This window comes from Amycolatopsis sp. NPDC051071 (genome assembly GCF_040682875.1).
Lineage (GTDB): Bacteria > Actinomycetota > Actinomycetes > Mycobacteriales > Pseudonocardiaceae > Amycolatopsis.
In genome coordinates this window covers 1-21,195 of the sequence record NZ_JBFBBY010000131.1, presented here as the reverse complement: position 1 = coordinate 21,195, position 21,195 = coordinate 1, and the positions used below count along the sequence as shown (strand labels likewise).

General features: G+C 68.3%; 23 protein-coding genes. 8 read left to right on the top strand and 15 right to left on the bottom strand.

Annotated elements, in window-relative coordinates:
• Positions 1 to 149: 149 nt before the first annotated feature.
• The 4 genes from prcA to dop form a co-directional block, all read right to left on the bottom strand.
• Positions 150 to 905, bottom strand: a complete 756-nt coding sequence (gene prcA, locus AB0M65_RS31210; RefSeq protein ID WP_364035549.1) for a proteasome subunit alpha — start codon at positions 903 to 905, stop codon at positions 150 to 152.
• Positions 906 to 967: 62 nt separating this feature from the next.
• The gene (prcB, locus tag AB0M65_RS31205) at positions 968 to 1,804 is read right to left on the bottom strand and encodes a proteasome subunit beta (protein ID WP_364035546.1); all 837 of its coding nucleotides are present in this window, start codon (positions 1,802 to 1,804) and stop codon (positions 968 to 970) included.
• A gap of 74 nt (positions 1,805 to 1,878) precedes the next feature.
• Positions 1,879 to 2,073: a ubiquitin-like protein Pup gene (locus tag AB0M65_RS31200; protein ID WP_037319666.1), complete on the bottom strand. Its 195-nt coding sequence runs from the start codon at positions 2,071 to 2,073 to the stop codon at positions 1,879 to 1,881.
• 96 nt (positions 2,074 to 2,169) lie between these two features.
• Positions 2,170 to 3,672 (bottom strand): depupylase/deamidase Dop, encoded by a 1,503-nt coding sequence (gene dop / locus AB0M65_RS31195; RefSeq protein ID WP_364035542.1) that lies wholly within the window; start codon positions 3,670 to 3,672, stop codon positions 2,170 to 2,172.
• A gap of 43 nt (positions 3,673 to 3,715) precedes the next feature.
• Here dop and AB0M65_RS31190 point away from each other — a divergent pair, with 43 nt between their 5' ends.
• Positions 3,716 to 4,234 (top strand): NUDIX domain-containing protein, encoded by a 519-nt coding sequence (locus AB0M65_RS31190; RefSeq protein WP_364035539.1) that lies wholly within the window; start codon positions 3,716 to 3,718, stop codon positions 4,232 to 4,234.
• 176 nt (positions 4,235 to 4,410) lie between these two features.
• Here AB0M65_RS31190 and AB0M65_RS31185 read toward each other — a convergent pair whose 3' ends face one another.
• From AB0M65_RS31185 to AB0M65_RS31175, 3 genes are read right to left on the bottom strand one after another with little or no spacing between them, the layout of a single operon-like run.
• Entirely contained in the window at positions 4,411 to 5,019 is a 609-nt protein-coding gene (locus AB0M65_RS31185; RefSeq protein WP_364035536.1) for a hypothetical protein, read from the bottom strand.
• 56 nt (positions 5,020 to 5,075) lie between these two features.
• A complete protein-coding gene (locus AB0M65_RS31180; protein WP_364035533.1) occupies positions 5,076 to 6,029 on the bottom strand; it encodes an aldo/keto reductase in 954 nt (317 codons plus the stop codon).
• Between the two features lie 36 nt (positions 6,030 to 6,065).
• Positions 6,066 to 6,401 carry a hypothetical protein gene (locus tag AB0M65_RS31175; protein ID WP_364035530.1) on the bottom strand — a complete coding sequence of 112 codons (336 nt, stop codon included), beginning with the start codon at positions 6,399 to 6,401 and terminating at the stop codon, positions 6,066 to 6,068.
• Positions 6,402 to 6,579: 178 nt separating this feature from the next.
• On the opposite strand from AB0M65_RS31175, the gene AB0M65_RS31170 reads away from it, so the two are divergent.
• Entirely contained in the window at positions 6,580 to 7,509 is a 930-nt protein-coding gene (locus AB0M65_RS31170; protein ID WP_364035527.1) for a DMT family transporter, read from the top strand.
• 58 nt (positions 7,510 to 7,567) lie between these two features.
• On the opposite strand, the gene arc is transcribed toward AB0M65_RS31170, so the two are convergent.
• The gene (arc, locus tag AB0M65_RS31165; RefSeq protein ID WP_364035524.1) at positions 7,568 to 9,370 is read right to left on the bottom strand and encodes a proteasome ATPase; all 1,803 of its coding nucleotides are present in this window, start codon (positions 9,368 to 9,370) and stop codon (positions 7,568 to 7,570) included.
• 362 nt (positions 9,371 to 9,732) lie between these two features.
• Between arc and AB0M65_RS31160 the strand changes: the two genes are divergently transcribed.
• Both AB0M65_RS31160 and AB0M65_RS31155 read left to right on the top strand, forming a co-directional pair.
• Positions 9,733 to 10,569: a hypothetical protein gene (locus tag AB0M65_RS31160; RefSeq protein ID WP_364035521.1), complete on the top strand. Its 837-nt coding sequence runs from the start codon at positions 9,733 to 9,735 to the stop codon at positions 10,567 to 10,569.
• 10 nt (positions 10,570 to 10,579) lie between these two features.
• Positions 10,580 to 11,029: a hypothetical protein gene (locus tag AB0M65_RS31155; RefSeq protein ID WP_364035518.1), complete on the top strand. Its 450-nt coding sequence runs from the start codon at positions 10,580 to 10,582 to the stop codon at positions 11,027 to 11,029.
• A gap of 80 nt (positions 11,030 to 11,109) precedes the next feature.
• Here AB0M65_RS31155 and AB0M65_RS31150 read toward each other — a convergent pair whose 3' ends face one another.
• Both AB0M65_RS31150 and AB0M65_RS31145 read right to left on the bottom strand, forming a co-directional pair.
• Positions 11,110 to 11,934, bottom strand: coding sequence for a tRNA (adenine-N1)-methyltransferase (locus AB0M65_RS31150; protein WP_364035515.1), 825 nt, complete (start codon positions 11,932 to 11,934; stop codon positions 11,110 to 11,112).
• Positions 11,935 to 12,032: 98 nt separating this feature from the next.
• Positions 12,033 to 13,184 (bottom strand): site-2 protease family protein, encoded by a 1,152-nt coding sequence (locus tag AB0M65_RS31145; protein ID WP_364035512.1) that lies wholly within the window; start codon positions 13,182 to 13,184, stop codon positions 12,033 to 12,035.
• Between the two features lie 128 nt (positions 13,185 to 13,312).
• On the opposite strand from AB0M65_RS31145, the gene AB0M65_RS31140 reads away from it, so the two are divergent.
• The 3 genes from AB0M65_RS31140 (at position 13,313) to AB0M65_RS31130 (ending at position 16,005) form a co-directional block, all read left to right on the top strand.
• Positions 13,313 to 14,206, top strand: a complete 894-nt coding sequence (locus AB0M65_RS31140; RefSeq protein WP_364035509.1) for a RecB family exonuclease — start codon at positions 13,313 to 13,315, stop codon at positions 14,204 to 14,206.
• A gap of 10 nt (positions 14,207 to 14,216) precedes the next feature.
• Positions 14,217 to 15,002 (top strand): thioesterase family protein, encoded by a 786-nt coding sequence (locus AB0M65_RS31135; protein WP_364035506.1) that lies wholly within the window; start codon positions 14,217 to 14,219, stop codon positions 15,000 to 15,002.
• A 67-nt stretch (positions 15,003 to 15,069) separates the two neighbouring features.
• The gene (locus tag AB0M65_RS31130) at positions 15,070 to 16,005 is read left to right on the top strand and encodes a ParA family protein (protein WP_364035503.1); all 936 of its coding nucleotides are present in this window, start codon (positions 15,070 to 15,072) and stop codon (positions 16,003 to 16,005) included.
• 66 nt (positions 16,006 to 16,071) lie between these two features.
• Here AB0M65_RS31130 and hisG read toward each other — a convergent pair whose 3' ends face one another.
• The 5 genes from hisG to AB0M65_RS31105 form a co-directional block, all read right to left on the bottom strand.
• Entirely contained in the window at positions 16,072 to 16,917 is an 846-nt protein-coding gene (hisG, locus tag AB0M65_RS31125; protein WP_364035500.1) for an ATP phosphoribosyltransferase, read from the bottom strand.
• 32 nt (positions 16,918 to 16,949) lie between these two features.
• Positions 16,950 to 17,213, bottom strand: coding sequence for a phosphoribosyl-ATP diphosphatase (locus tag AB0M65_RS31120; RefSeq protein ID WP_181772287.1), 264 nt, complete (start codon positions 17,211 to 17,213; stop codon positions 16,950 to 16,952).
• Positions 17,214 to 17,285: 72 nt separating this feature from the next.
• Complete coding sequence (locus AB0M65_RS31115) at positions 17,286 to 17,777, bottom strand: methylated-DNA--[protein]-cysteine S-methyltransferase (protein ID WP_364035497.1); 492 nt, start codon at positions 17,775 to 17,777, stop codon at positions 17,286 to 17,288.
• 16 nt (positions 17,778 to 17,793) lie between these two features.
• Complete coding sequence (locus AB0M65_RS31110) at positions 17,794 to 19,257, bottom strand: AlkA N-terminal domain-containing protein (protein WP_364035494.1); 1,464 nt, start codon at positions 19,255 to 19,257, stop codon at positions 17,794 to 17,796.
• Positions 19,258 to 19,312: 55 nt separating this feature from the next.
• Complete coding sequence (locus AB0M65_RS31105; RefSeq protein ID WP_364035491.1) at positions 19,313 to 19,993, bottom strand: HAD family phosphatase; 681 nt, start codon at positions 19,991 to 19,993, stop codon at positions 19,313 to 19,315.
• A gap of 214 nt (positions 19,994 to 20,207) precedes the next feature.
• Between AB0M65_RS31105 and AB0M65_RS31100 the strand changes: the two genes are divergently transcribed.
• Entirely contained in the window at positions 20,208 to 21,107 is a 900-nt protein-coding gene (locus tag AB0M65_RS31100; RefSeq protein WP_364035488.1) for a PAC2 family protein, read from the top strand.
• Positions 21,108 to 21,195 lie beyond the last annotated feature (88 nt).

The window sequence follows — 21,195 nt, the reverse complement described above, 5'->3', positions numbered from 1 at the left end:
CCGCACCGGACGGCTTCGTTTCAGTACGGGAAGGCCCCCTTCCTTGCGCCTAGCGCAAGGAAGGGGGCCTTCCCGTACTTTCGCGTTTCGGCACTCAGCGCCAGCGTCGGCTTGGTCGCGAGTGGGAATCAGGCCTCCACTACGAAACGTCAGTCCTTCTTGGAGTCACCTTCGGCCTTGTCGGCCTCGTCCTCCTCGGACTCCTCCGGCTCGGGCGGCAGCAACGCGTCCAGCGCCGCTCCGGCGACCCGCCGGAACTTGCGGCCGCGCCGATCCCGTTCCAGGACGGCGACTTCGAGCTTCACCGGGTCCGAGTCGCCGTTCGTGGGGGTCGGGGTGTTGGCGCGCAACGCCTTCACCGCGACGCCGAGTGCCACTTCCAGCTCCAGGTCCGGCTCGTAGCTGTCCTTCAGCTTCGTGGTCAGCGTGTCGGCCTGACCGCCCATCACGACGAACTTCGGCTCGTCGAAGATCGAACCGTCGTAGGTCAACCGGTACAGCTGGTCCTCGGCCGCGGTCGCGCCGACTTCGGCGACACAGATCTCCACCTCGAACGGCTTCAGCTGCTCGGTGAAGATACTGCCCAGCGACGCGGCGTAGGCGTTCGCCAGCGCACGCGCGCTGACGTCCCGCCGGTCGTACTGGTAACCCTTCAGGTCAGCGTGCCGGATCCCGGCGACCCGCAGATTCTCGAACTCGCTGTAGCGGCCCACGGCCGCGAAACCGATCCGGTCGTAGATCTCCGACACCTTGTGCAACGTGGCCGAGGGGTTCTCGGCCACGAACAGCACGCCACCGCGGTACTTGAGCACGACCACGCTCCGGCCACGCGCGATGCCCTTGCGCGCGATCTCGGAACGCTCCCGCATCAGCTGCTCGGGAGAGGCGTACAACGGCATCGTCACTGTGGTGCTCCGCTCTTTCTGGGCTCTTTCTGGCTCTCATCGGAAAGGGACTGGGGAGACGGCTAGCGCCCGCGCTCGGCACGTGCGGCGACGATCGCCTCGGCCACCGCGGTCGTCTGCTCCTGCGGTACCGCCACCGCACCCTGCTCCGCGGTGATCGTCACGATCGTCGGGAAGATCCGGCGCACGAGATCCGGCCCGCCGGTCGCGGTGTCATCGTCCGCCGCGTCGTACAGCGCCTCGACCGCCACCCGGATCGCGGCTTCGGCGTCCCCGTCCGGATCGTGCAGCTTCTTCAGCGAGCCCTTCGCGAACAACGAACCCGAGCCGATCGCGTGGTACCCGGCGTTCTCCTCGTACCGCCCGCCCGTCGCGTCGTACGACACGATCCGGCCCGCGTGTTTCGCGTCCTCCGCGTCGAGGTCGTACCCGACGAACAGCGGCAGCACGGCCAGCCCGGCCATCGCCATCTCGAGGTTGGACTTCACCAGCCCGGCGAGTTTGTTCGTCTTGCCGTCGAGCGAGAGCGAAACGCCCTCGATCTTCTCGTAGTGCGCCAGTTCGACCGCGTACAGCCGCACCATCTCGATCGCCAGCCCGGCCGAGCCCGCGATGCCCACGGCCGAATACTCGTCGGTGAGGTGCACCTTCTCCATGTCGCGCGAAGCGATCAAGTTGCCCGACGTCGCCCGCCGGTCACCGGCGATCAGCACCCCGCCGGCGAACTTGACCGCGACGATCGTCGTCCCGTGCGGTGCGTCGAGCCCGGCCGCCCCGGCCGCGACGCGCCGTTCCGGAAGCAGCTCAGGCGCCTGCGCCCGGAGGAAGTCCGAGAACGACGAGGTCCCCGACGTGAAGTACGCGGCGGGCAGCGCCGACTTACCCGAGGTGTGTTCCATACGTGCTCAAAGTTCCCATCTGTGTGATCCGCCGGCTCTGCGCGGGCGGCCGCATCCGGCCGCCGGAAGACGAACTACTCGCCGCCCTTTTGCACATAGGCGCGGACGAAGTCCTCGGCGTTCTCCTCGAGCACGTCGTCGATCTCGTCGAGGATCGTGTCGACGTCCTCACCGAGCTTCTCGCGTCGCTCCTGGCCCGCCGGACCGCCGTCCTCGAACTCTTCGTCCGAGTCGCCTCCGCCGTGCTTTTCGATCTTTTCCTGAGCCATCTCGCCTCCCGGTGTGGCTGATGTTCCTAGCCTACCCAGCGGTCCCGACATTCCGTGGGATCCGTGATCGCTTAACCCTGAGGAAAGGAATTCCCGCTAGTCCGAACCGGTGAGGGCTTCCACCAGCTCCTCGGCTGTCGCGGAGTCGTCCAGCAACTTCCCCACGTGGGCCTTCGTGCCCCGCAACGGCTCCAACGTCGGGATCCGCACCAGCGATTCCCTGCCGACGTCGAAGATGACCGAATCCCACGACGCCGCGGCGATGGAGCTCGCGTACTTCTCCAACGTCCGGCCCCGGAAATAGGCCCTGGTGTCCGAAGGCGGCGTCGTGACCGCCTCCAGCACCTCCTCCTCGGTCACCAGGCGCTTCATCGAGCCCCTGGTGACGAGCCTGTTGTACAGGCCCTTGTCCAACCGGACATCCGAGTACTGCAGGTCGACCAGCCGCAGCCGCGGCGCACCCCAGGACAGCTGGTCGCGCGCGCGGTAGCCCTCGAGCAACCGCAGCTTCGCCGGCCAGTCCAGCCTGTCCGCGCATTCCTGGGGGTCCCGCGCCAGCGCGTCCAGGATCTCGCCCCAGACCCGCAGGACCTCCTTGGAAGCCTCGTCCGCGCCGATGCGCTCCAGATTCGCCGACGCGATCTCGTGGTAGGCGAACTGCAGGTCCAGCCCGGTGTACTTCCGCCCGTTCGCCAGCGACACTTGCGCCTTCAGCGTCGGGTCGTGGCTGATCTGGTGCACCGCCCGCACCGGCTCGTCCAGCTTCAGCTCGTCGAACCGGATACCCGCCTCGATCAGGTCCAGCACCAGCGCCGTCGTCCCGACCTTGAGGTACGTCGAGTACTCGGCCAGGTTCGCGTCACCGATGATGACGTGCAGCCGCCGGTACTTGTCCGCGTCGGCGTGCGGCTCGTCGCGGGTGTTGATGATCCCGCGTTTGAGCGTGGTCTCCAGGCCGACCTCGACCTCGATGTAGTCCGAGCGCTGCGAGAGCTGGAAGCCCGCTTCCTCACTCTGCTGACCGACGCCGACCCGGCCCGATCCGGTCATCACCTGCCGCGACGCGAAGAACGGCGTCAGCCCGGCGATCACCGCGGTGAACGGTGTCGACCGCTGCATCAGGTAGTTCTCGTGCGTGCCGTAGCTCGCGCCCTTGCCGTCGACGTTGTTCTTGTAGAGCTGCAACGGCGGCTGACCGGGGACGGTGGCGGCCTTGCGCGCCGCCTCCTCCATCACCCGCTCGCCCGCCTTGTCCCAGATGACCGCGTCGCGCGCGTTCGTCACCTCGGGCGCCGAGTACTCCGGATGCGCGTGGTCGACGTACAGCCGCGCACCGTTGGTCAGGATCACGTTCGCCGCGCCGAGGTCCTCGACGTCCGGGTCGTGCCCAGGGCCACTCGGCCCCGTCAGGTCGAACCCGCGCGCGTCGCGCAGGGGCGACTCCACCTCGTAGTCCCACCGTGCCCGCCTGGCTCGCGGGATGTCCGCCGCGGCCGCGTAAGCGAGCACGACCTGGGTCGAGGTGAGTACCGGGTTCGCCGTCGCGTCGCCCGGCACCGCGATGCCGTACTCGACTTCGGTTCCCATGATCCGCCGCATACCCACCACCCTACGGGGTCGGGGGCGTGCGACGATGCCCCCCATGTCAGGCAGTGACGAACTCGTTGCGCTCTATGACCTCGGCGGGAGCGTCGTCGGGGCGGGTACGCGCGCCAGGGTCCGCGCCGAGGGACTATGGCACGCCGCGGGCGTGGTCTTGGTCCGTTCGGGTGACGGAAACTCCGTCTACGTGCACCTGCGCACCCCCACGAAGGACGTCTATCCCTCCACATGGGACTGCTGGGCGGGCGGCGTGGTCGCGGCGGGCGAGACCCCGGAAGACTGCGCGCGCCGCGAACTGAGTGAAGAACTGGGTGTTCACGGAGTGGAACTGCGGCCGCTTTTCACCCATGTCTATGACGTGGGCACGATCCGCTGCCACAACTTCGCCTTCGAGGCGCGATGGGACGGACCTTTCGTCCATCAGCCGTCCGAAGTGGTCGAAGGTCGGTGGATGACGTTGGAGGACCTGCGTTCGTGGCTCGACGATCCGGAGAGCCCGTTCGTTCCGGACGGACGTCTCGGTGCGCTGGAGTGGTTCCGACGGGAAACCGCCCGTTGAGCCGAACGCGGGCAGCGCACTCGCGTGCTTAAAGACGGATCTCTCGTGCTTAAAGACGGAACTCGCGTGCTCAGAGGCGGATCTCGCGAACCCTGCGGTCACAGCGGGCCCAGGCACCACAACACGGTTGACTTACCCCTCAATGGAACACGACTTGCCACTCACGACGGGGCCGGTCAAGCCGAACGCAGGCGCTGCGCCACGACCGGCAGCAGCCGCTTCGCCGCGTCGGTCGCCCGCGCCGCGGTCCCGGCGGTGACGCTGAGCGCGGAAACGAGCGTTCCCTTGGCGAGCAGCACCGTGCACGTCGTGCCTTCGCACCACGCGCGCTGCGTTTCGATGCCGGACTGCTTCGCCAGCGTGAGATTCTTGCCCGCACAGTCGGCCTGGGCGACGACATCCGCCGCGTCGCGGTCGGTGTACTCGGTGACCTGGTGCTCCAGTGTCGAACCACTCGGGTACGACCAGGTCGCCGAACGGCTCGTGCCACGGGTGAGGCCGGTCAGGCAGCCGGACACCTTGCTCTCGCCCGAGACGACTTCTTCCTCGGCGACGTCCTCGTCGGTCAGCAACGCCGAGGAAACGGCGGCGGAGACCGGTGCGGAGGTCGACGTCGGCGGCGGCACCGGCGCGGCTTGCGGCTTCACCGAAGGCTGGACGGGCTCGGCTGTGGGCGTCGGCGCCGGGTCGTCGTAATAGGTGTCGAGGTCGTTGGGCCGGTCCGCACAGCCGGACAAACCGAACAGCGCGACCGTCGCCACCGCGAGCACCTGCCGATGACGCACCCTCAAGCCTCCCCGGTGTCCCGCCCCGATGTTTGCCGCGAGACTAGTCCAGCCTGTCAGTGCCAGCCGAGGCAGGACCTGTGCCGCCAGTAGGCGACCGGTTCTTCGGCGAGCGCGGCCAGCTCGCCGAGTTCGTCACCGGTCAGCTTCGCCTTGGTGGCAAGGAGATTCTCCGCCAGCTGCCCGGTACTCGACGGGCCGATGACGGCAACCGGCCGCCAGTCCCGCGCCAGTACCGCCGCGATCGCGACCGCGTCCGGGCCCACCTCGTGTTCCCGCGCGATCCGCGCGAGCGCGGCGGGCGGCTCGACCACCAGGCGCCCATTCGCGACCGTTTCCTTGACCAGCACGCGTTTCCCGGCCGCGTGCGCCTCCGCGAGCGCCGGGCCTGCTGAGGGTTCGAGCAGGTTCCACGTCGACTGCACGGCACTGAAGACCGGCGTCCCGGCCACTTCGAGGGCGAACGCCCGGCGGATGGCGTCGGCCTGAGCGGGCCCTGACGTCGAAAATCCCACCGGTACACCTTCGGCGGCGAGGCCTGCCAGTGCTTCGATGAGCCGTTCGTCGGTGAACAACGGACTGTCCACGGTGAGCGAGTGGACCTGGTAGAGCGAGACCGCTTTTCCCAGCAGGCCAACGGTTTCCGCCCACTGCTCGGCGAACCGCGCGGCGGTGTGCTCCTTGACCTCGTGCACCTCGGCGTCAAGTTTCCACTCCCCGACGTAGCGATAGCCCCATTTGCTCGACACCGTCACGTCCGGATGGGCTCGGTCGGCGAGCCAGCCGGCGAGGAACTCTTCCGAGGAACCATACGATCGGGCGACGTCGATCCAGCGGACACCGGCACGGTACGCGTCGTCCAGCACGTCGTAGGTCGCCGCGCGCATCGCCTCGAAGTCGCGTCCAGGCGGCAGTGCGTCCACCCGGCCGAGGTTGATGTACGCAGGCCTTCCGAGTGCCGCGAGGCCGACGGCGATCCGCTCATCCGTGCGGATTTCCGAATTTGTCACCGCATGCTTCTCCTTTCAGCCTCGCCGTATAGGTCGTTATACAAGCTTGTGACGGAGGATCGCGAGCCATTGGCTCGAGTTCTGCGCCTGCCGATGGAGCTTTTCGAGGCGGGCCGCCGGTGCCCGAACGTAACCTTTGCCGAAGACCGGCGCGATCTGGCGGAGACTCGCCCCCTCTTCCCTCGCGGCGAGCAGCGCCCAGTCGGACGCGTCGGCACAGGCCGCGGAAGCACGCCGCAACTCCCCCAGCAACTCGATGAGTTCGGGGGCGCTCACTTCCCCCGCCTGGACGGCAGCGGCCGTCGTTTCCAGCCAGGCCAGGACATCGGCTTCGGTGATCGGCGCACGCGGACGCCCGGAGGATTCGCTCACAACACCACAGTATAGGGCGTTATACGCTCGCCTGCCGTGACCGTCACACCGGCGTTTCGCTCCCCGTGCGCCGCCCGTACTGGAGGTGTCGGACACATCGTCGGAAAACCGCTGGAGTACACAGTGGATTCCCGTTTGACTGACCCTCGGGAGAGTGTGGGACTCGAGAGAAGGACAAGTGGGACGTTTTGGGATCGCCATCCGGTTCGCGGCACTCGCGATCGTGTGGGGCGCTAGTTTTCTGTTCATCAAAGTCGGCCTGACCGGGCTTTCGCCCGCACAGGTCGCGCTCGCCCGGATCTGCCTCGGCGCGGTGGCGTTGATCGTCATCGCCGCCTGGCGGCGCAAGCCACTCCCCCGCGATCCGGCGCTCTGGGGCCATCTCGCCGTCGTGTCGGTACTGCTGTGCGTGATCCCGTTCCTGCTGTTCTCGTGGGCCGAGCAGTACATCTCCTCCGGTCTCGCCAGCATTTTCAACGCGACGACTCCCCTGATCACCATGCTCATCGCGGCCGCGGCCCTGCCGTCCGAACGGTTCACGAAGGCCCGGACGACCGGACTGATCCTCGGTTTTCTCGGCGTGCTCACCATCGTCGGGGTCTGGCAGGGGGTCGACGTCTCCCACGAACTGACCGCGCAGCTGGCGTGCCTCGGCGCGACGACTTGTTACGGGATCTCGTTCGTCTACGTCCGGCGGTTCATCTCCTGGCGGAACCTCGACGCGCCGACCATCGCGCTCGGGCAGGTCTGCTGCGGAGCCATGGTGATGCTGCTGCTCGCGCCGTTCATCGCGACGTCGCCGGTGCGCCTGGACACGCCGATCGTCCTCAGCATGATCGCTCTCGGGACACTGGGCACCGGTCTCGCCTACGCCTGGAACGCCGCGATCATCGCCGCGTGGGGCGCTTCGAACGCGTCGGCGGTGACCTACCTCACACCCGTCGTCGGTGTGCTGCTCGGCGTCCTGGTCCTCGACGAACCACTGGCGTGGAACCAGCCCGTCGGCGCGCTGCTCGTCGTATTGGGGATCTTGGCCGCGCACGGTCGCCTGGACCCGCGCAAGAAGCCCGCTCCGGTCCAGGGACTGAAGGACACCGTCCCCTCCTGAGACACGACGAAGGGGCCTTTCACCGCATGGCATGCGGTGAAAGGCCCTTCGGCTCGCTCTACAGGTACTGACCGGTGTTCGTGGCGGTGTCTATCGCCCGCCCCGAATCCTGGTTCTTGCCGGTGACGAGCGTGCGGATGTAGACGATCCGCTCGCCCTTCTTGCCGGAGATCCGGGCCCAGTCGTCCGGGTTGGTGGTGTTGGGCAGGTCCTCGTTCTCCGCGAACTCGTCGACGATCGCGTCCAGCAGATGCTGCACGCGCAGGCCGGGCTGCTTGGTCTCCAGCACCGACTTGATGGCCGACTTCTTCGCCCGGTCCACGATGTTCTGAATCATCGCGCCCGAGTTGAAGTCACGGAAGTACAGGACTTCCTTGTCACCGTTGGCGTAGGTGACCTCGAGGAACCGGTTCTCGTCCGTCTCCTCGTACATCCGCTCGACCGTGTGCTGGATCATCGCGTCGAACGTCGCCCTGCGGTCCCCGCCGAACTCTTCGAGATCGTCGGCGTGGATCGGCAGTCCGTCGGACAAGTACTTGGAGAAGATGTCCTTCGCGCCTTCGGCGTCCGGACGCTCGATCTTGATCTTGACGTCGAGCCGGCCCGGCCGCAGGATCGCCGGGTCGATCATGTCTTCACGGTTGGAGGCGCCGATGACGATGACGTTCTCCAGGCCCTCGACACCGTCGATCTCTGAGAGCAACTGCGGGACGATCGTGGTCTCCACGTCGGAGGACACGCCCGAACCGCGGGTGCGGAAGATCGAGTCCATCTCGTCGAAGAACACGATCACCGGGGTGCCTTCGGAGGCCTTTTCCCTGGCCCGCTGGAAGATCAGGCGGATATGCCGCTCGGTCTCCCCGACGAACTTGTTCAACAGCTCCGGACCCTTGATGTTCAGGAAGTAGGACTTCCCGTCCGCCTTGTCGCCGCGGGCTGCCGCGACCTTCTTGGCGAGCGAGTTGGCCACTGCCTTGGCGATGAGGGTCTTACCGCAGCCAGGAGGCCCGTAGAGCAGCACGCCCTTTGGCGGGCGCAACTGGTACTCCTGGTAGAGATCCGCGTGCAGGAACGGAAGCTCGACGGCGTCGCGGATCTGCTCGATCTGCCGGGTGAGGCCACCGATGTCCTCGTATTGGACGTCGGGCACCTCCTCCAGCACGAGATCCTCGACCTCCGCCTTCGGCACGCGCTCGTAGGCGTAGCCGGCTTTCGAGTCGACCAGCAGGGAATCGCCCGGTTTGAGGGGCTGTTCGGCCAGCGGGTCGGAGAGCAGGACGACCCGCTCCTCGTCCGCGTGACCGACCACGAGCGCACGGGGGCTGCCGCCCTCGACGTCCGGGGCCAGCACCTCGCGCAGCGCGCAGACCTCGCCGATCTTCTCGAAGTCACCGCCTTCGACAACGGTCAGTGCCTCGTTGAGCCGCAACGCCTGTCCGCGCTGCAGGGACGAGACTTCGACCGCGGGTGAGACCGATACCCGCATTTTGCGGCCCGCGGTGAACACGTCCACCGTGTTGTCCTCGTAAGCGGTCACGAACACGCCGTAACCGCTCGGAGGTTGGGCCAGCCTGTCGACCTCCTCTCGCAACGCCAACAACTGGCCACGCGCCTCTCGGAGCGTCTCGACCAGCTTCGTGTTGCGTTCGGTGAGTTGGCTCACGCGTTCCGACGCCTCGGCGAGCCGCTGCTCCAGCACTCGGTTCTGGCGTGGCGAATCGGTGAGCTTCCGTCGCAGCAGGGCCACTTCCTCGTCGAGGAAGCGAATCTGTCGTGCCTGCTCTTCGGACGTGGTTCCAGCTCCGGTCGTTTCTGAAGGGTCGGCCTCCTCGCGCCGACCTCCGGGAAGGTCATGATGCATTGGGCACCTCCTCGGAGTGCTTTTCATTCCACGGTACCGGCGATCACCGACAAGAAAAGGCCTTTCCGCATCACAAGATCGGCGCGTCGCGTTCCGGATGACCTGACAGCACGTACGTTCCCGCCGCGCAAGGGGCCATCCCGGTGCCGGGTCCGGCACTCGACTGGTCACATTCCGTCCACCTGTCCTGACCTGCGAAGGAATACCCGGCGCCGACCGGGTGCAAACGGGTTCCCGGTATCAGTTCGGCCCTAATCGAGCGGCGATCCGGCTCGATGGCTAGCATCGGGCGACGTTCGCCGGGGAGTCCGTCCGGCAGCTCATATTGAGCATTTCCGCAGAACAGCTAGGGGGCACCAGTCATGACTTACCCGCCGCAGCAGCCCGGCGGCTACGGGCAGGACCCGTACGGCCAGCAGGGCGGGTACCCGCAGAGCGGCCCCCAGCCGCAGCAGGGCTACCCCGGTGGCGGCCAGTACGGCCAGCAGCCTGGCCAGTACGGCCAGGACCCCTACGGCCAGCAGGGCGGACATCCGCAGAGCGGCCCCCAGCCCCAGCAGGGATATCCCGGCGGCACGCAGCAGTTCGGCCAGCCGGATCCGTACGGCCAGCAGCAGGGCGGCTACAACGCCTACCCGCAGGAAGGCGGCTACGGTGAGCCGCCGAAGAAAAAGAAGACGGGCCTGATCATCGGCATCGTGGTCGGCGCCGTCGTGCTGATCGGTGGTGCCACCGGTCTCATCATCGCGCTGAACTCCGGCGACGACGACAAGACCGCCGCACCGCCTGCCAGTTCCAGCAGCGCGGCTCCGACCGGCTCCGCTTCTTCGTCGGCGCCCAAGTCGTCCACGTCCTCGACCAGGAGCAAGTCCAGCTCGCCAAGCACCTCGGCGAGTAAGGGCTCCGGCCCGGCCCCGCTTGGCAAGGCCACTCCTCAGGAATTGGCGCGGGCCGTCATCGCCGCTTACAACGCCGGCGACGGCAAGACGGTCGCGCAGTCGGCCTGCCGCAGCGTGAACACCAAGGACGAGGTCCCCATCGCCAAGGACATCAAGATGGAGGCGACCGGGGATCTGCAGGTCACCGGGGACACCGCGAAGCAGCCGGCGAAGGTCACCCAGGGCAGCAAGACCGACGCGGGCAACCTGAACTTCAAGAAGGAATCCGACCTCTGGTGCTTCACCGGCGGCAAGGGCTGACACGGAACCCGTGTCCAGCAGGCTGATCGCCGTACTGGCAGGCTGCGGCGCGGTCGTGGTGGGTGTTGTGGTGGGGCTGTTGCTGGTGGCCCCCTCCGGCTCCGACCCGGCCGCGCCGGGCACCACCGCACCCCCGCTGTGGCCGAGTTCCTCCCGTCCGGTTCCGGTGGATCCGGACGTCGCCGCGGTCGAGGTCGTCGGCAAGGCCATCGCCGCCGCCATCGTGAACCACGACGCGACGGCGTTCGGCAAGCTCACCTGCGTCCAGCAGTCGTCGGCCGATCTGGCCGCGCTGAAACGGAAATGGGAGGCCGCGGGCAAGGTGACCGCGACCGTCCCGGACCCGCCGTCGGTCGGCGGCGACACGGCCACGGTCACCGTTCACGTCGAGGGCGCGGGCGGGCAGAAGGACACCCCGTTCCCGCTCAAGAAACGTGACGGAAAATGGTGCGTTCCGTGATGTGAGCCCGGGCGTGTCATGAGGGGTCCCCATAGGACGAATTTCGTCTGATGGGGACCCCTCATGACACTTTGCCCGTTTTATCCTTTTCCGGAACGGCGGTGCACTCGCGGCGAAACCGTCCCGTCGGCAAGACGGCGCGCCGTCAGAAGGAAGGCGGTGTGCGCGACCATCCGGTGATCCGGCCGCACGGCGAGACTCACGACGTGCCAGGGCCGCATGAGGGTCTCGAATGACTCCGGCTCGGTCCAGCACTGCTGATCCCGCAAGGCTTCGGTGATCCGCGAAAGCTGTGTGACCGTCGCCACATAGACGGTGAGGACGCCGCCTGGCACCAGATGCGCGGCGACATTCTCGAGCTGGTCCCACGGCGCCAGCATGTCGAGCACCACGCGGTCGACCTCGCCGGTGTGCGTCGACAGATCCGCGACCGTCAGCGACCAGTTGTCCGGCTTGCCGCCGAAGAACTTCTCGACGTTCCGCTCGGCGTGCTCGGCGTGGTCGTCCCGGATCTCGTAGGACCGCACGGTGCCTTCCGAGCCGACGGCCCGCAGCAGCGAGCAGGTCAGCGCCCCGGAACCGGCACCCGCTTCGAGCACCCGCGCCCCCGGGTAGATGTCGCCCCACATGACGATCTGCGCGGCGTCCTTCGGGTAGATCACCTGCGCACCGCGCGGCATCGACAGCACGTAGTCCGGCAGCAGCGGGCGCAGCGCCAGATAGTGGCTGCCGCCCGCCGAAGTGACGACCGAACCCTCCTGCGACCCGATCACGTCGTCGTGCGCCAGCGCGCCGCGATGGGTGTGATACTCCTGTCCCTCGGCGAGCACCATGGTGTAGTGCCGCCCTTTGGAGTCGGTCAGCTGAACCCGGTCACCAATACGAAACGGCCCACGGACCGACACTGAACCTCCATACGCGCGAACACACTGAGCCCATGCGTCCTCGGCGGGAAAGAATGCCTCGGACGGGACGCCCGATCCTCGCAGGTGGCCGTACCGCGCTACGCCGGGGGTCGGCTGCGGGTCATCGCGGCGCGCAGGTCTTCGCGCCGGAGTACCCCGGCGGGCCTGCCTTCGTCGTCCACGACCAGGAACTGCCACGCGGCGGTTTCCCGGACCCGCTCGGCGATCTCCTCGCCGGACTCGGAGGAGAGCAGCACGGTGTCGGCGCGGATCGGCTCCGCGGCCATCTCCGCGGGCGCGTGCGGCGACGTCCCGGCCAGTTGCGCGGCGGCGGTCTCGTCGAGCAGCCCGGCCGCCACGCCGTCGGCACGCACCAGTACCACTCCGCGGCCAGCCGAAGCGGCCAGCGCGTCCGAGACGGGGCTTTCCGCGGGGAGCTGGAGAACCGGCCGGACGAGCTCGCTCAGCTCGACGCCTTCAGGCCAGCCACGGCGCGTTTCGGCGGCGAGTTCGCTTCGCGCGCCGAGAATCACGAACCACGCTGTCACGACGCAAACACCCAGCCGCAACCAGCGGTCCTCGCTGCCGGCGGCCAATCCCCACAGGGCCCAGATGACCAGTCCGGCCGCGACGACGCCGCCACCCACGACGGCGGCGCGCGTGCCCTTCTCCCGGCGTCCGGTGACCGCCCAGACCCCGGCACGCACCAGCCTGCCGCCGTCGAGCGGGAGTCCGGGCAGGAGGTTGAAGATCCCGACGGCGAAGTTCGCGACGGCGCATTCGGCGATGAGCAGCCACACCGCGCCGTCCGACGGGACGGCGAACATGAGCAGCCCGCAGAAAACGCCGAGCATCAACGAAACCACCGGCCCCGCCGCGGCGACGAGCCCTTCCTGCCGAGGCTGCCGTGGCTGCCTGGCGACCTCGGAAAGGCCACCGAGGAGGAACAGGCGCAGCCGCCGGACCGGGATGCCAAGGCGTAACGCCACCAGGCAGTGCCCGAGCTCGTGCGCCAGCACCGAAAGCCCCAGCAGTACCGCGAACGCGGCGGCCAGCAGCCACGAGGTCACCGTGCTCGCGCCGGGCAGGAGCCGTCCGACCAGCGGGGTGTAGAGCACGACGATGATCAGCGAGCCGATCCACCAGGACGGGGCCAGCAGAACGGGGATCCCGGAGACGCGGAACAGCAGGAGCCCACCCTCCGGTGCCACGCCTCGTCGAGGCGGGCTCTGCCCACCCGTCACCGCCATGTGTCAGAGCGTAGATGCCCAGGTGTGGGGTGCCGGTAACCCGCCCTTCCCGTCCGAGTGGTGTCGGTCATGCCACTCCGGTGCGTCGCGGTCCCAGAACTGTCGGTACCCGGCGCTACCCTCCCTGCATGCCCGACACCGACACGGTCACCGCCGATCCGCCGCCCGGCGCCCCAGTCCCGCGCCGTCGGCCGGCCCTGTCCCCGTCGCGTGCCAGCGACTTCAAGCAGTGCCCGCTGCTTTACCGCTTCCGCGCGGTCGACAGACTGCCCGAGATCCCGACCAAGGCCCAGCTGCGCGGCACGCTGGTGCACTCCGTGCTGGAGCGCCTGTTCTCCCTTCCGCAGGCTGATCGCACGCCCCCGCAGGCCAAGGAACTGCTCGCGCCGGCGTGGGAGGTGCTGTCCGGGGAGCGGCCGGAATGGATCGAGCTGTTCGATCAGGACGATCCCGAGGCCGTCACCTCGTGGCTCTCTTCGGCCGAGCAACTCGTCGACACCTACTTCGGACTGGAAGACCCGCGCCGTCTGGAACCCGAGGCGTGTGAACTGCACGTCGAGATCGAACTGGGCTCCGGCGTGCTGCTGCGGGGTTACGTCGACAGGCTGGACGTCGCGCCGACCGGTGAGATCCGCGTCGTCGACTACAAGACCGGTGCCGCGCCACGCGAGATCGGCGAGGCCAAGGCGATGTTCCAGATGAAGTTCTACGCCGTGGTCCTGTGGCGGCTGCGCGGTGTGGTGCCGCGCCAGCTGAAACTGATGTACCTCACCGATGGCCAGTCATTGGCGTACACACCCGACGAGGGCGAGCTGATCCGGTTCGAGCGCACACTGGAGGCCATCTGGCAAGCGATTCTCAAGGCGGGCAAGACCGGCGATTTCCGGCCCAATCCGAGCAAACTGTGCGCGTGGTGCGACCACCAGGCGCTCTGCCCGCAGTACGGCGGGACTCCCCCGCCCTACCCCGGCTGGCCGGAGCCGGACCCCGGTGAAGAGTCCGTTTTGGACCGTGCGGATTAGAGTGTGCGGTGTGACAGAAGCCTTTTACGTCCCGTCAGGTGACGGCAAGTTCGTTCCGACCGAACACACCGCGGGTCCTTGGACTCCGGACGCCCAGCATTTCGGGCCGCCGTCGGCGTTGCTGGTCCGCGTGCTCGAAGAGGTCGACGCGCCGCACGCGAGCCAGCTCGCGCGGGTGACGATCGAGATCCTCGGCCCCGCTCCGCTGAAGGAACTCTCGGTACGGGCGTGGGTGGAACGGCCTGGCCGGTCGGTCGAGTGGCTGCAGGCCGAGCTCGCGCACGGCGAGCGTGTCGTGGCGAGGGCGTCCGCGTGGCGGATCGCGACTTCGGACACCACTTCGGTGGCGACCCCCGAAGGTCCCGCCCTGCCCTCGCCGGACGGCCTGCCGACGTCGAGCTGGCCGGAAAGCTGGCACGGCGGGTACGTGGACGCCGTCGAATGGCGGCGGATCGAGGGCGCGCTGGACGAACCCGGTCCCTCGAAGGTCTGGGGACGTCAGCGTGTCGCCCTCGTCGACGGCGAGAAGCCGAGCGCGTTGCAACGGCTCTTCGTACTGGCGGACTCCGGCAACGGGATCTCGAACTTCCTCGACCCGCGCGAGTGGTGGTTCATCAATTCGGAGCTGACAGTGCACCTCCGGCGGCCGCCGCTGAGCGACTGGATCGGCGTCGACGCGGCCACCCTGGTCGGCCCGAACGGCATCGGCACGGCGACGACCACCCTGCACGACGCGTCCGGTCCGATCGCCTCGGGAGCGCAGGCTCTGCTGGTGCGGCCGCGACAGGCTGGCTGATAGACGCGCATTCTCGGCGTGTTTCCAATAGCCTTCCCGGAACAACAGACGCAGGGAGCGCTTCGGCATGCAGATCACCTCGGTGGTCAACCAGAAAGGCGGGGTCGGCAAGACCTCACTCAGCGTGGGCGCGGCGGCCGCATTGGCCGAACGCGGCCGCCGGGTGCTGCTGATCGACCTCGACCCACAGGGGCACGCGACCACCGAGCTCCTCGGTTTGGACGAGGTGCCCCCGCATCAGCCCAGCCTGGCGAAAGCCCTGACCAAGGTGTGGAAGGGCCCGATCGGGGAACTGGCCGTGCGGCATCCGCGCAGCAACCTCGGCCGGGGTGGCGCGTTCGACGTGATCCCGACGTCTCCGGGCATGTTCGACTTGATCCGGCGACTGGACCAGTTCCGCGTGCCGGGCTGGCAGCTGGCCAGGGTCATCCAGTTCGCGAACTACGACCACGTCATCATCGACTGCCCGCCCGCCCTCGACGTCCTGACCAACAACGCGCTCGCCGCGTCGCACGGAATCCTCGTGCCGGTGCAGCCGGACCGGACGAGCATCCGGGCCCTGCGCCTGCTTTCGGACCAGGTGCGTTACGTCGAACAGACCGTCGGCCGTCCGCCGATCGCCTACTACGGTCTCGTACCGGGGCTCTACCGCCGCCCGATCTCGCACTACGCGGCGGCGGCACTGCAGGAGCTGTACACGTTCGGGATCCCGATGCTTTCGCATGTCCCGCTGGGCGTGGTGATGAACGAAGCCGCCGCGCACGGCGTCCCGGTGACGACGTACGCGCCGGAAACCCTGCAGGCGCTGTCGTTCCGGGAGATCGCGGGGACGCTGGACGGATATCTGACGAACCACCCGGCACCGGCGATCGTGCCCGCGGACGAGGATTTCGTCTTCGAGGACTTCATCAGCGAGGTGTCCATGGCACGCAGCGCCAACGACAACGGCGTGCGCAAGAAGCTCTACGACCTCATGCCGAAGAAGCCGAACCGGCCCCGGTAGCGCGTGCCATGAACGGCCCGTTACTTGCGAAATGCGCGAGCAACGGGCCGTTCATGGCATCTGGAGCTACAGCCGGCAGGCCCGGATGTCCGAAGCCAAAACGGCCTTCGCGCCGGTCTCGGCCAGTTCGTCCATGATCCGGTTGACCTCCTTGCGCGGCACCATCGCCCGCACCGCCACCCAGTCCTCGTGCGCGAGCGGCGCGACAGTTGGCGATTCGAGGCCCGGCGTGATCGCGATGGCCGCCTCCAGCAGCGTGCGCGGGCAGTCGTAGTCCAGCATCATGTAGTGCTGGGCGAACACGACGCCCTGCAGCCGCGCCTTCAGCTGGTCCTTGGGTCGGGTGTGCTCCGAACCGGACCGCTGCAGCAGCACCGCTTCGGACACGCAAATCGGGTCACCGAACGCCACAAGGTTGTGCTGGCGCAGCGAACGGCCGGATTCGACGACGTCCGCGATGGCGTCGGCCACGCCGAGCTGGATCGAGATCTCGACGGCGCCGTCCAAGCGGATGACCTCGGCCTCGACCCCGTGCTGCTTCAGGTTCTCCCTGACCAGCCGCGGGTACGACGTCGCGAGCCGCTTGCCCTGCAGGTCTTCGGCTTTCCAGTCCCGGCCCCCCGGTGCGGCGTACCGGAAGGTGGAACCGCCGAAACCGAGACCGAGGATCTCCTCGACCGGGGCCCCGGAATCGAGCGCGAGGTCGCGTCCGGTGATGCCGAGGTCCAGTTCGCCGGACCCGACGTAGATCGCGATGTCCTTGGGACGCAGGAAGAAGAACTCGACCTCGTTGACCGTGTCGAGCACGGTCAGATCGCGAGCCTCATGTCGCTTGCGGTAGCCGGCCTCGCCGAGCATCTCCGACGCGGCGGCGGCGAGGGCTCCCTTGTTCGGCACGGCTACACGCAGCATTGCTTCTCCTTGGTTCTCCGGACGCGAACGCGTCACAGGTACCGGTACACGTCCTCTGTCGACAGTCCACGGCCGAGCATGAGCACCTGCACCCGGTACAGCAGCTGTGAAATCTCCTCCGCGAGCCTGTCGTCGGATTCGTGCTCGGCGGCGATCCACACCTCGCCCGCTTCTTCGAGCACCTTCTTGCCCTGCGCGTGCGTTCCCGCGTCCAGCGCGGCGACGGTGCCGGAACCGTCCGGGCGCGTGACCGCGCGGTCGGCAAGCTCGGCGAACAGCTCATCGAAGGTCTTCACAGTCTGGAGATCCTTCCATCCGCGCCGCGACCGCGCTGCCCCGGGCCGCTGTGGTGACACCGGCGTCACACGTCAGAACAGGGTGGCGCCCTCCCGCTCGAAGTCGAGCAGCTGCCGCTTCCGTTCGATACCACCGCCGTAGCCGGTGAGATCGCCGTTCGAGCCGACGACGCGATGGCAAGGCACGATGATGCCCATCGGGTTCTTCCCGTTGGCGAGACCGACCGCCCGCGAGGCCGTCGGCCGTCCGAGCCGGTCGGCGAGCCGACCGTAGGAGACCGTCTCGCCATACGGGATCTCGCAGAGGCCTTCCCAGACCATCCGCTGGAACTCGGTGCCACCGAAGCTCAGCGGGAGATCGAAGTCCTTGCGCTGACCGGCGAAGTACTCCTTCAGCTGCTTCTCGGTCTCCACGAAGATCGCCGCGCCCGGGTCCGGGTGGCCGAAGGTCTGCTCGCCCGGGCGGTGTCGCTGCTGGACCATGTACAGGCCGCAGAGGCGCTCGCCGTCCGCGACCAGGGTCAGCGTGCCGTACGGGCTGTCGATGACGGTGTGCGTGCGCATGGTGCTCCTCGAAGACTCAGGCGGCGGGCAGTTTGTTGATCGGGTGGTCCCCGGTCGCCCAGAGGTGTTGGACGGCGTACGCCCGCCACGGGCGCCAGCGTTCGCCTTGTTCGATCAGCGCGGACGGGCTCAGCCCGTACTCCTTCGCGGCGATCTTGACGCCGAGATCGGTCGGTAGGAACGCATCCGGGTCACCAAGTGAGCGCATCGCGATGCTCTCGACGGTCCACGGCCCGAAACCGGGAAGCGCGTTCAGCCGCTCGCGGGCACGCAGCCAATCACTGCCGGCCCCGAGGTCGAGGTCGCCGCCGGTCAGTTCGGCGATGAGCCCGAGCAGCGTCCGCTTGCGGCTCTGTGGCATCGCGAGGCTTTCCGGGTCGAGTTCCGCGAGCGCCTCCGCGTCCGGGAAGACATGCGTAAGTCCGCCTTCCGGATCATCGACCGGGTCGCCGTGCGCGACGACCAGCCTGGCCGCGTGGGTGCGGGCGGCAGCGGTCGACACCTGCTGCCCCAGCACCGCGCGGACGGCGAATTCGTCGCCGTCGACGGTCCGGGGAACACGGCGGCCGGGTGCGGCGGCCACCATCGGCGCGAGCATCGGATCCGTGGCCAGCAGATCGTCGACGGCGACCGGGTCGGCGTCGAGGTCGAGCAGGCGGCGGCAGCGGCTGATCGCGGTCGAGAGGTCCCGCAGATCCGAGAGCGTGAGCCGGCAGCCGATGAAACCTTCTTCGGGTTTGAGCGCGACGACGGCGGGGCCGTGCGGGAGCCGCAGCGTGCGGCGGTAGGCGCCGTCGCGCCACTCCTCGACACCGGGGACGCCGGTGGCGACGAGGTGCCCGAACAGGTTGTCCGGAAACAGCGGTTTCCGGTACGGCAGGCGCAGCGACAGCGTCCCTGGCGCGGCGGCCGGGGTGGTGCGGACGCGGGCCCGTAGCTCGGTCGGGGACAGCGCGAAGACCTCGCGGACGGTGTCATTGAAGGTCCGGACGCTGCCGAATCCGGCGGCCAGCGCCACGTCGATCATCGACAGGCCGGTCGTCTCGATCAGCAGGCGCGCCGTCTGCGCGCGCTGTGCCCTGGCGAGGCTGAGCGGACCCGCGCCGAGTTCGGCGCGGACATGCCGTTCGACCTGGCGGACGCTGTAGCCGAGCCGCGCCGCCAGGCCGCTCACCCCGCCGGTGTCGACGACGCCGTCGGCGATCAGCCGCATCGCCCTTGCCACCAGATCCGCCCGTTCGTTCCACTGCGGTGAACCGGGGCTCGCGTCCGGGCGGCACCGTTTGCAGGCACGGAAACCGGCCTCCTGGGCGGCCGCCGCACTCGGATAGAACGTCATGTTCTCCGGTTTGGGCGGGACGACCGGGCAGCTGGCCCGGCAGTAGATCCGCGTCGTCGTGACGGCGGTGAAGAACCAGCCGTCGAAACGGTCGTCCTTCGCCTGGACCGCACGGACGCAACGCTCGAAATCCTCATGCACCCAGCCAGCATCACCGAGCGCGAGGCCGGGGTCTAGCGGAAACGCGACATGGCGGTCAGGGCAGGAGCGCGGTCAGCCCCGGCACGTCGAGCCCGGCCAGCGACGAGCGGAACACCCGTCGCTCCCCCGGCTGGACCTCGACGTCGTTCGGGATCACCAGCACCGTGCAACCCGCCGCGGCCGCGGAAGCCGCGCCCGGCGGGGAATCCTCGATCGCCACGCACCGGGAAGCGGGGACTCCCAGCAACTCCGCCGCCAGCCGGTACGGCTTCGCATCCGGCTTGTTCAGACCATCGACCTCGTCACCGCAGACGGTGGCGGCGAAGTACTCGCGGCCGATGGTGTTGAGCGCGAGTTCGGTCAGCGACCGCTCGGTGGAGGTGACCAGCGCCATCGGCACGCCCTCGGCACGCAGCAGCTCCAGCAACTCCTGGGCGCCGGGACGCCACGGGAGCGCGTCGTCGAAGAGGTTGGCCGTGCGCTTGCGGATCCAGTCCCCCATCTCCGCGACCGATTCAGGAGTGACGGGCTTGGCGCACACTTCCAGGAGGAACGCGGCCGTGTCGTCCATATTGGACCCGACAAGGCTGAGGCGCTGCTCCTCGGTCAGCGTGCCGCCGAGGGTTTCGACGGCCTCGTAGAGTGCGACGTCCCACAGCTTCTCCGAGTCGACCAGCGTGCCGTCCATATCCCACAGCACGGCGGCGAGTCCGTCCAGTGTGGACGGTGCGCTCACGGCTCCCCCTTCGCGGTCAGGTGTCGAAGTACAGCTTCACGGTAGCCGAGTTCGACGGCGTCCGGACGGGTGAAGCCGAGGGTCTCGTCACAGCCCGTTGGCCAGCGGAATCCGCCGGAGCCGGGCCGCGTGACTACAGCGTGTAGAGCAAGCGTGACGAAAGCCGATCGGACATGCCCAACAGCGCAGGGCCGCCTGGTCGTAGGCTGGTCCGGTGAGTGAGCCCGTCGACGAGACCCAGCGGCCCGGCCGCGACCGCCCGGATGACACCAAACCGCTGATGGTGGTGGCCTTCGAAGGCTGGAACGACGCAGGTGACGCGGCCAGCCGGGCCGTCGAGCATCTCCAGCTCAACTGGGATGCGACACCGCTGGCCGAGCTGAGTCCGGACGAGTACTACGACTTCCAGGTGAGCAGACCGACCGTACGCATGGTGGACGGCGTCACCCGAAGGGTCGACTGGCCGACCACGCACCTGTCCGTCTGCCGCCCGGAAGGCCTCAACCGGGATGTCGTGCTGGTACAGGGTCCCGAACCGAATATGCGCTGGCGCGCCTTCTGCGCCGAACTGCTGGAGCACATCCAGCAGCTGGACGTCGCCACCGTCGTCACACTGGGCGCCCTGCTGGCCGACACCGCGCACACGCGGCCCGTCCCGGTCACCGGGACGGCGTACGACAAGGACACCGCGTCGCAGTTCGGCCTGGAACTGAACAACTACCAAGGCCCGACCGGAATAGTGGGCGTCTTGCAGGACTACTGCGTGCAAGCCGGCGTCCCGGCGGTGTCGATCTGGGCGGCCGTGCCGCATTACGTGTCGCATCCGCCGTCGCCCAAGGCCACCCTCGCGCTGCTGCACAAGCTCGAAGACGTCCTCGACGTCGAGATCCCCCTCGGCGCCCTGCCCGAGCAGGCCGAGGAGTGGCAGCGGACGGTCACCGAGATGGCCGAGGAGGACGAAGAGATCACCGAGTACGTCCGGGGACTCGAGGAGCGCGGTGACGCGGAAACCGAGTTCACGCTGGACGACGTGAGCGGGGACAAGATCGCGGCCGAGTTCGAGCGATACCTGCGGCGGCGGCGCCCTGGGCAGGATGGTCGTGGGCGGGGCTAGCCCCCTCCGGACCCCTGCGTTCCGGCGCCCGCTCTGGTCTGGTCGCCTGAAGTACATGAAGGCCCCCTTCCTTGCGCCTAGCGCAAGG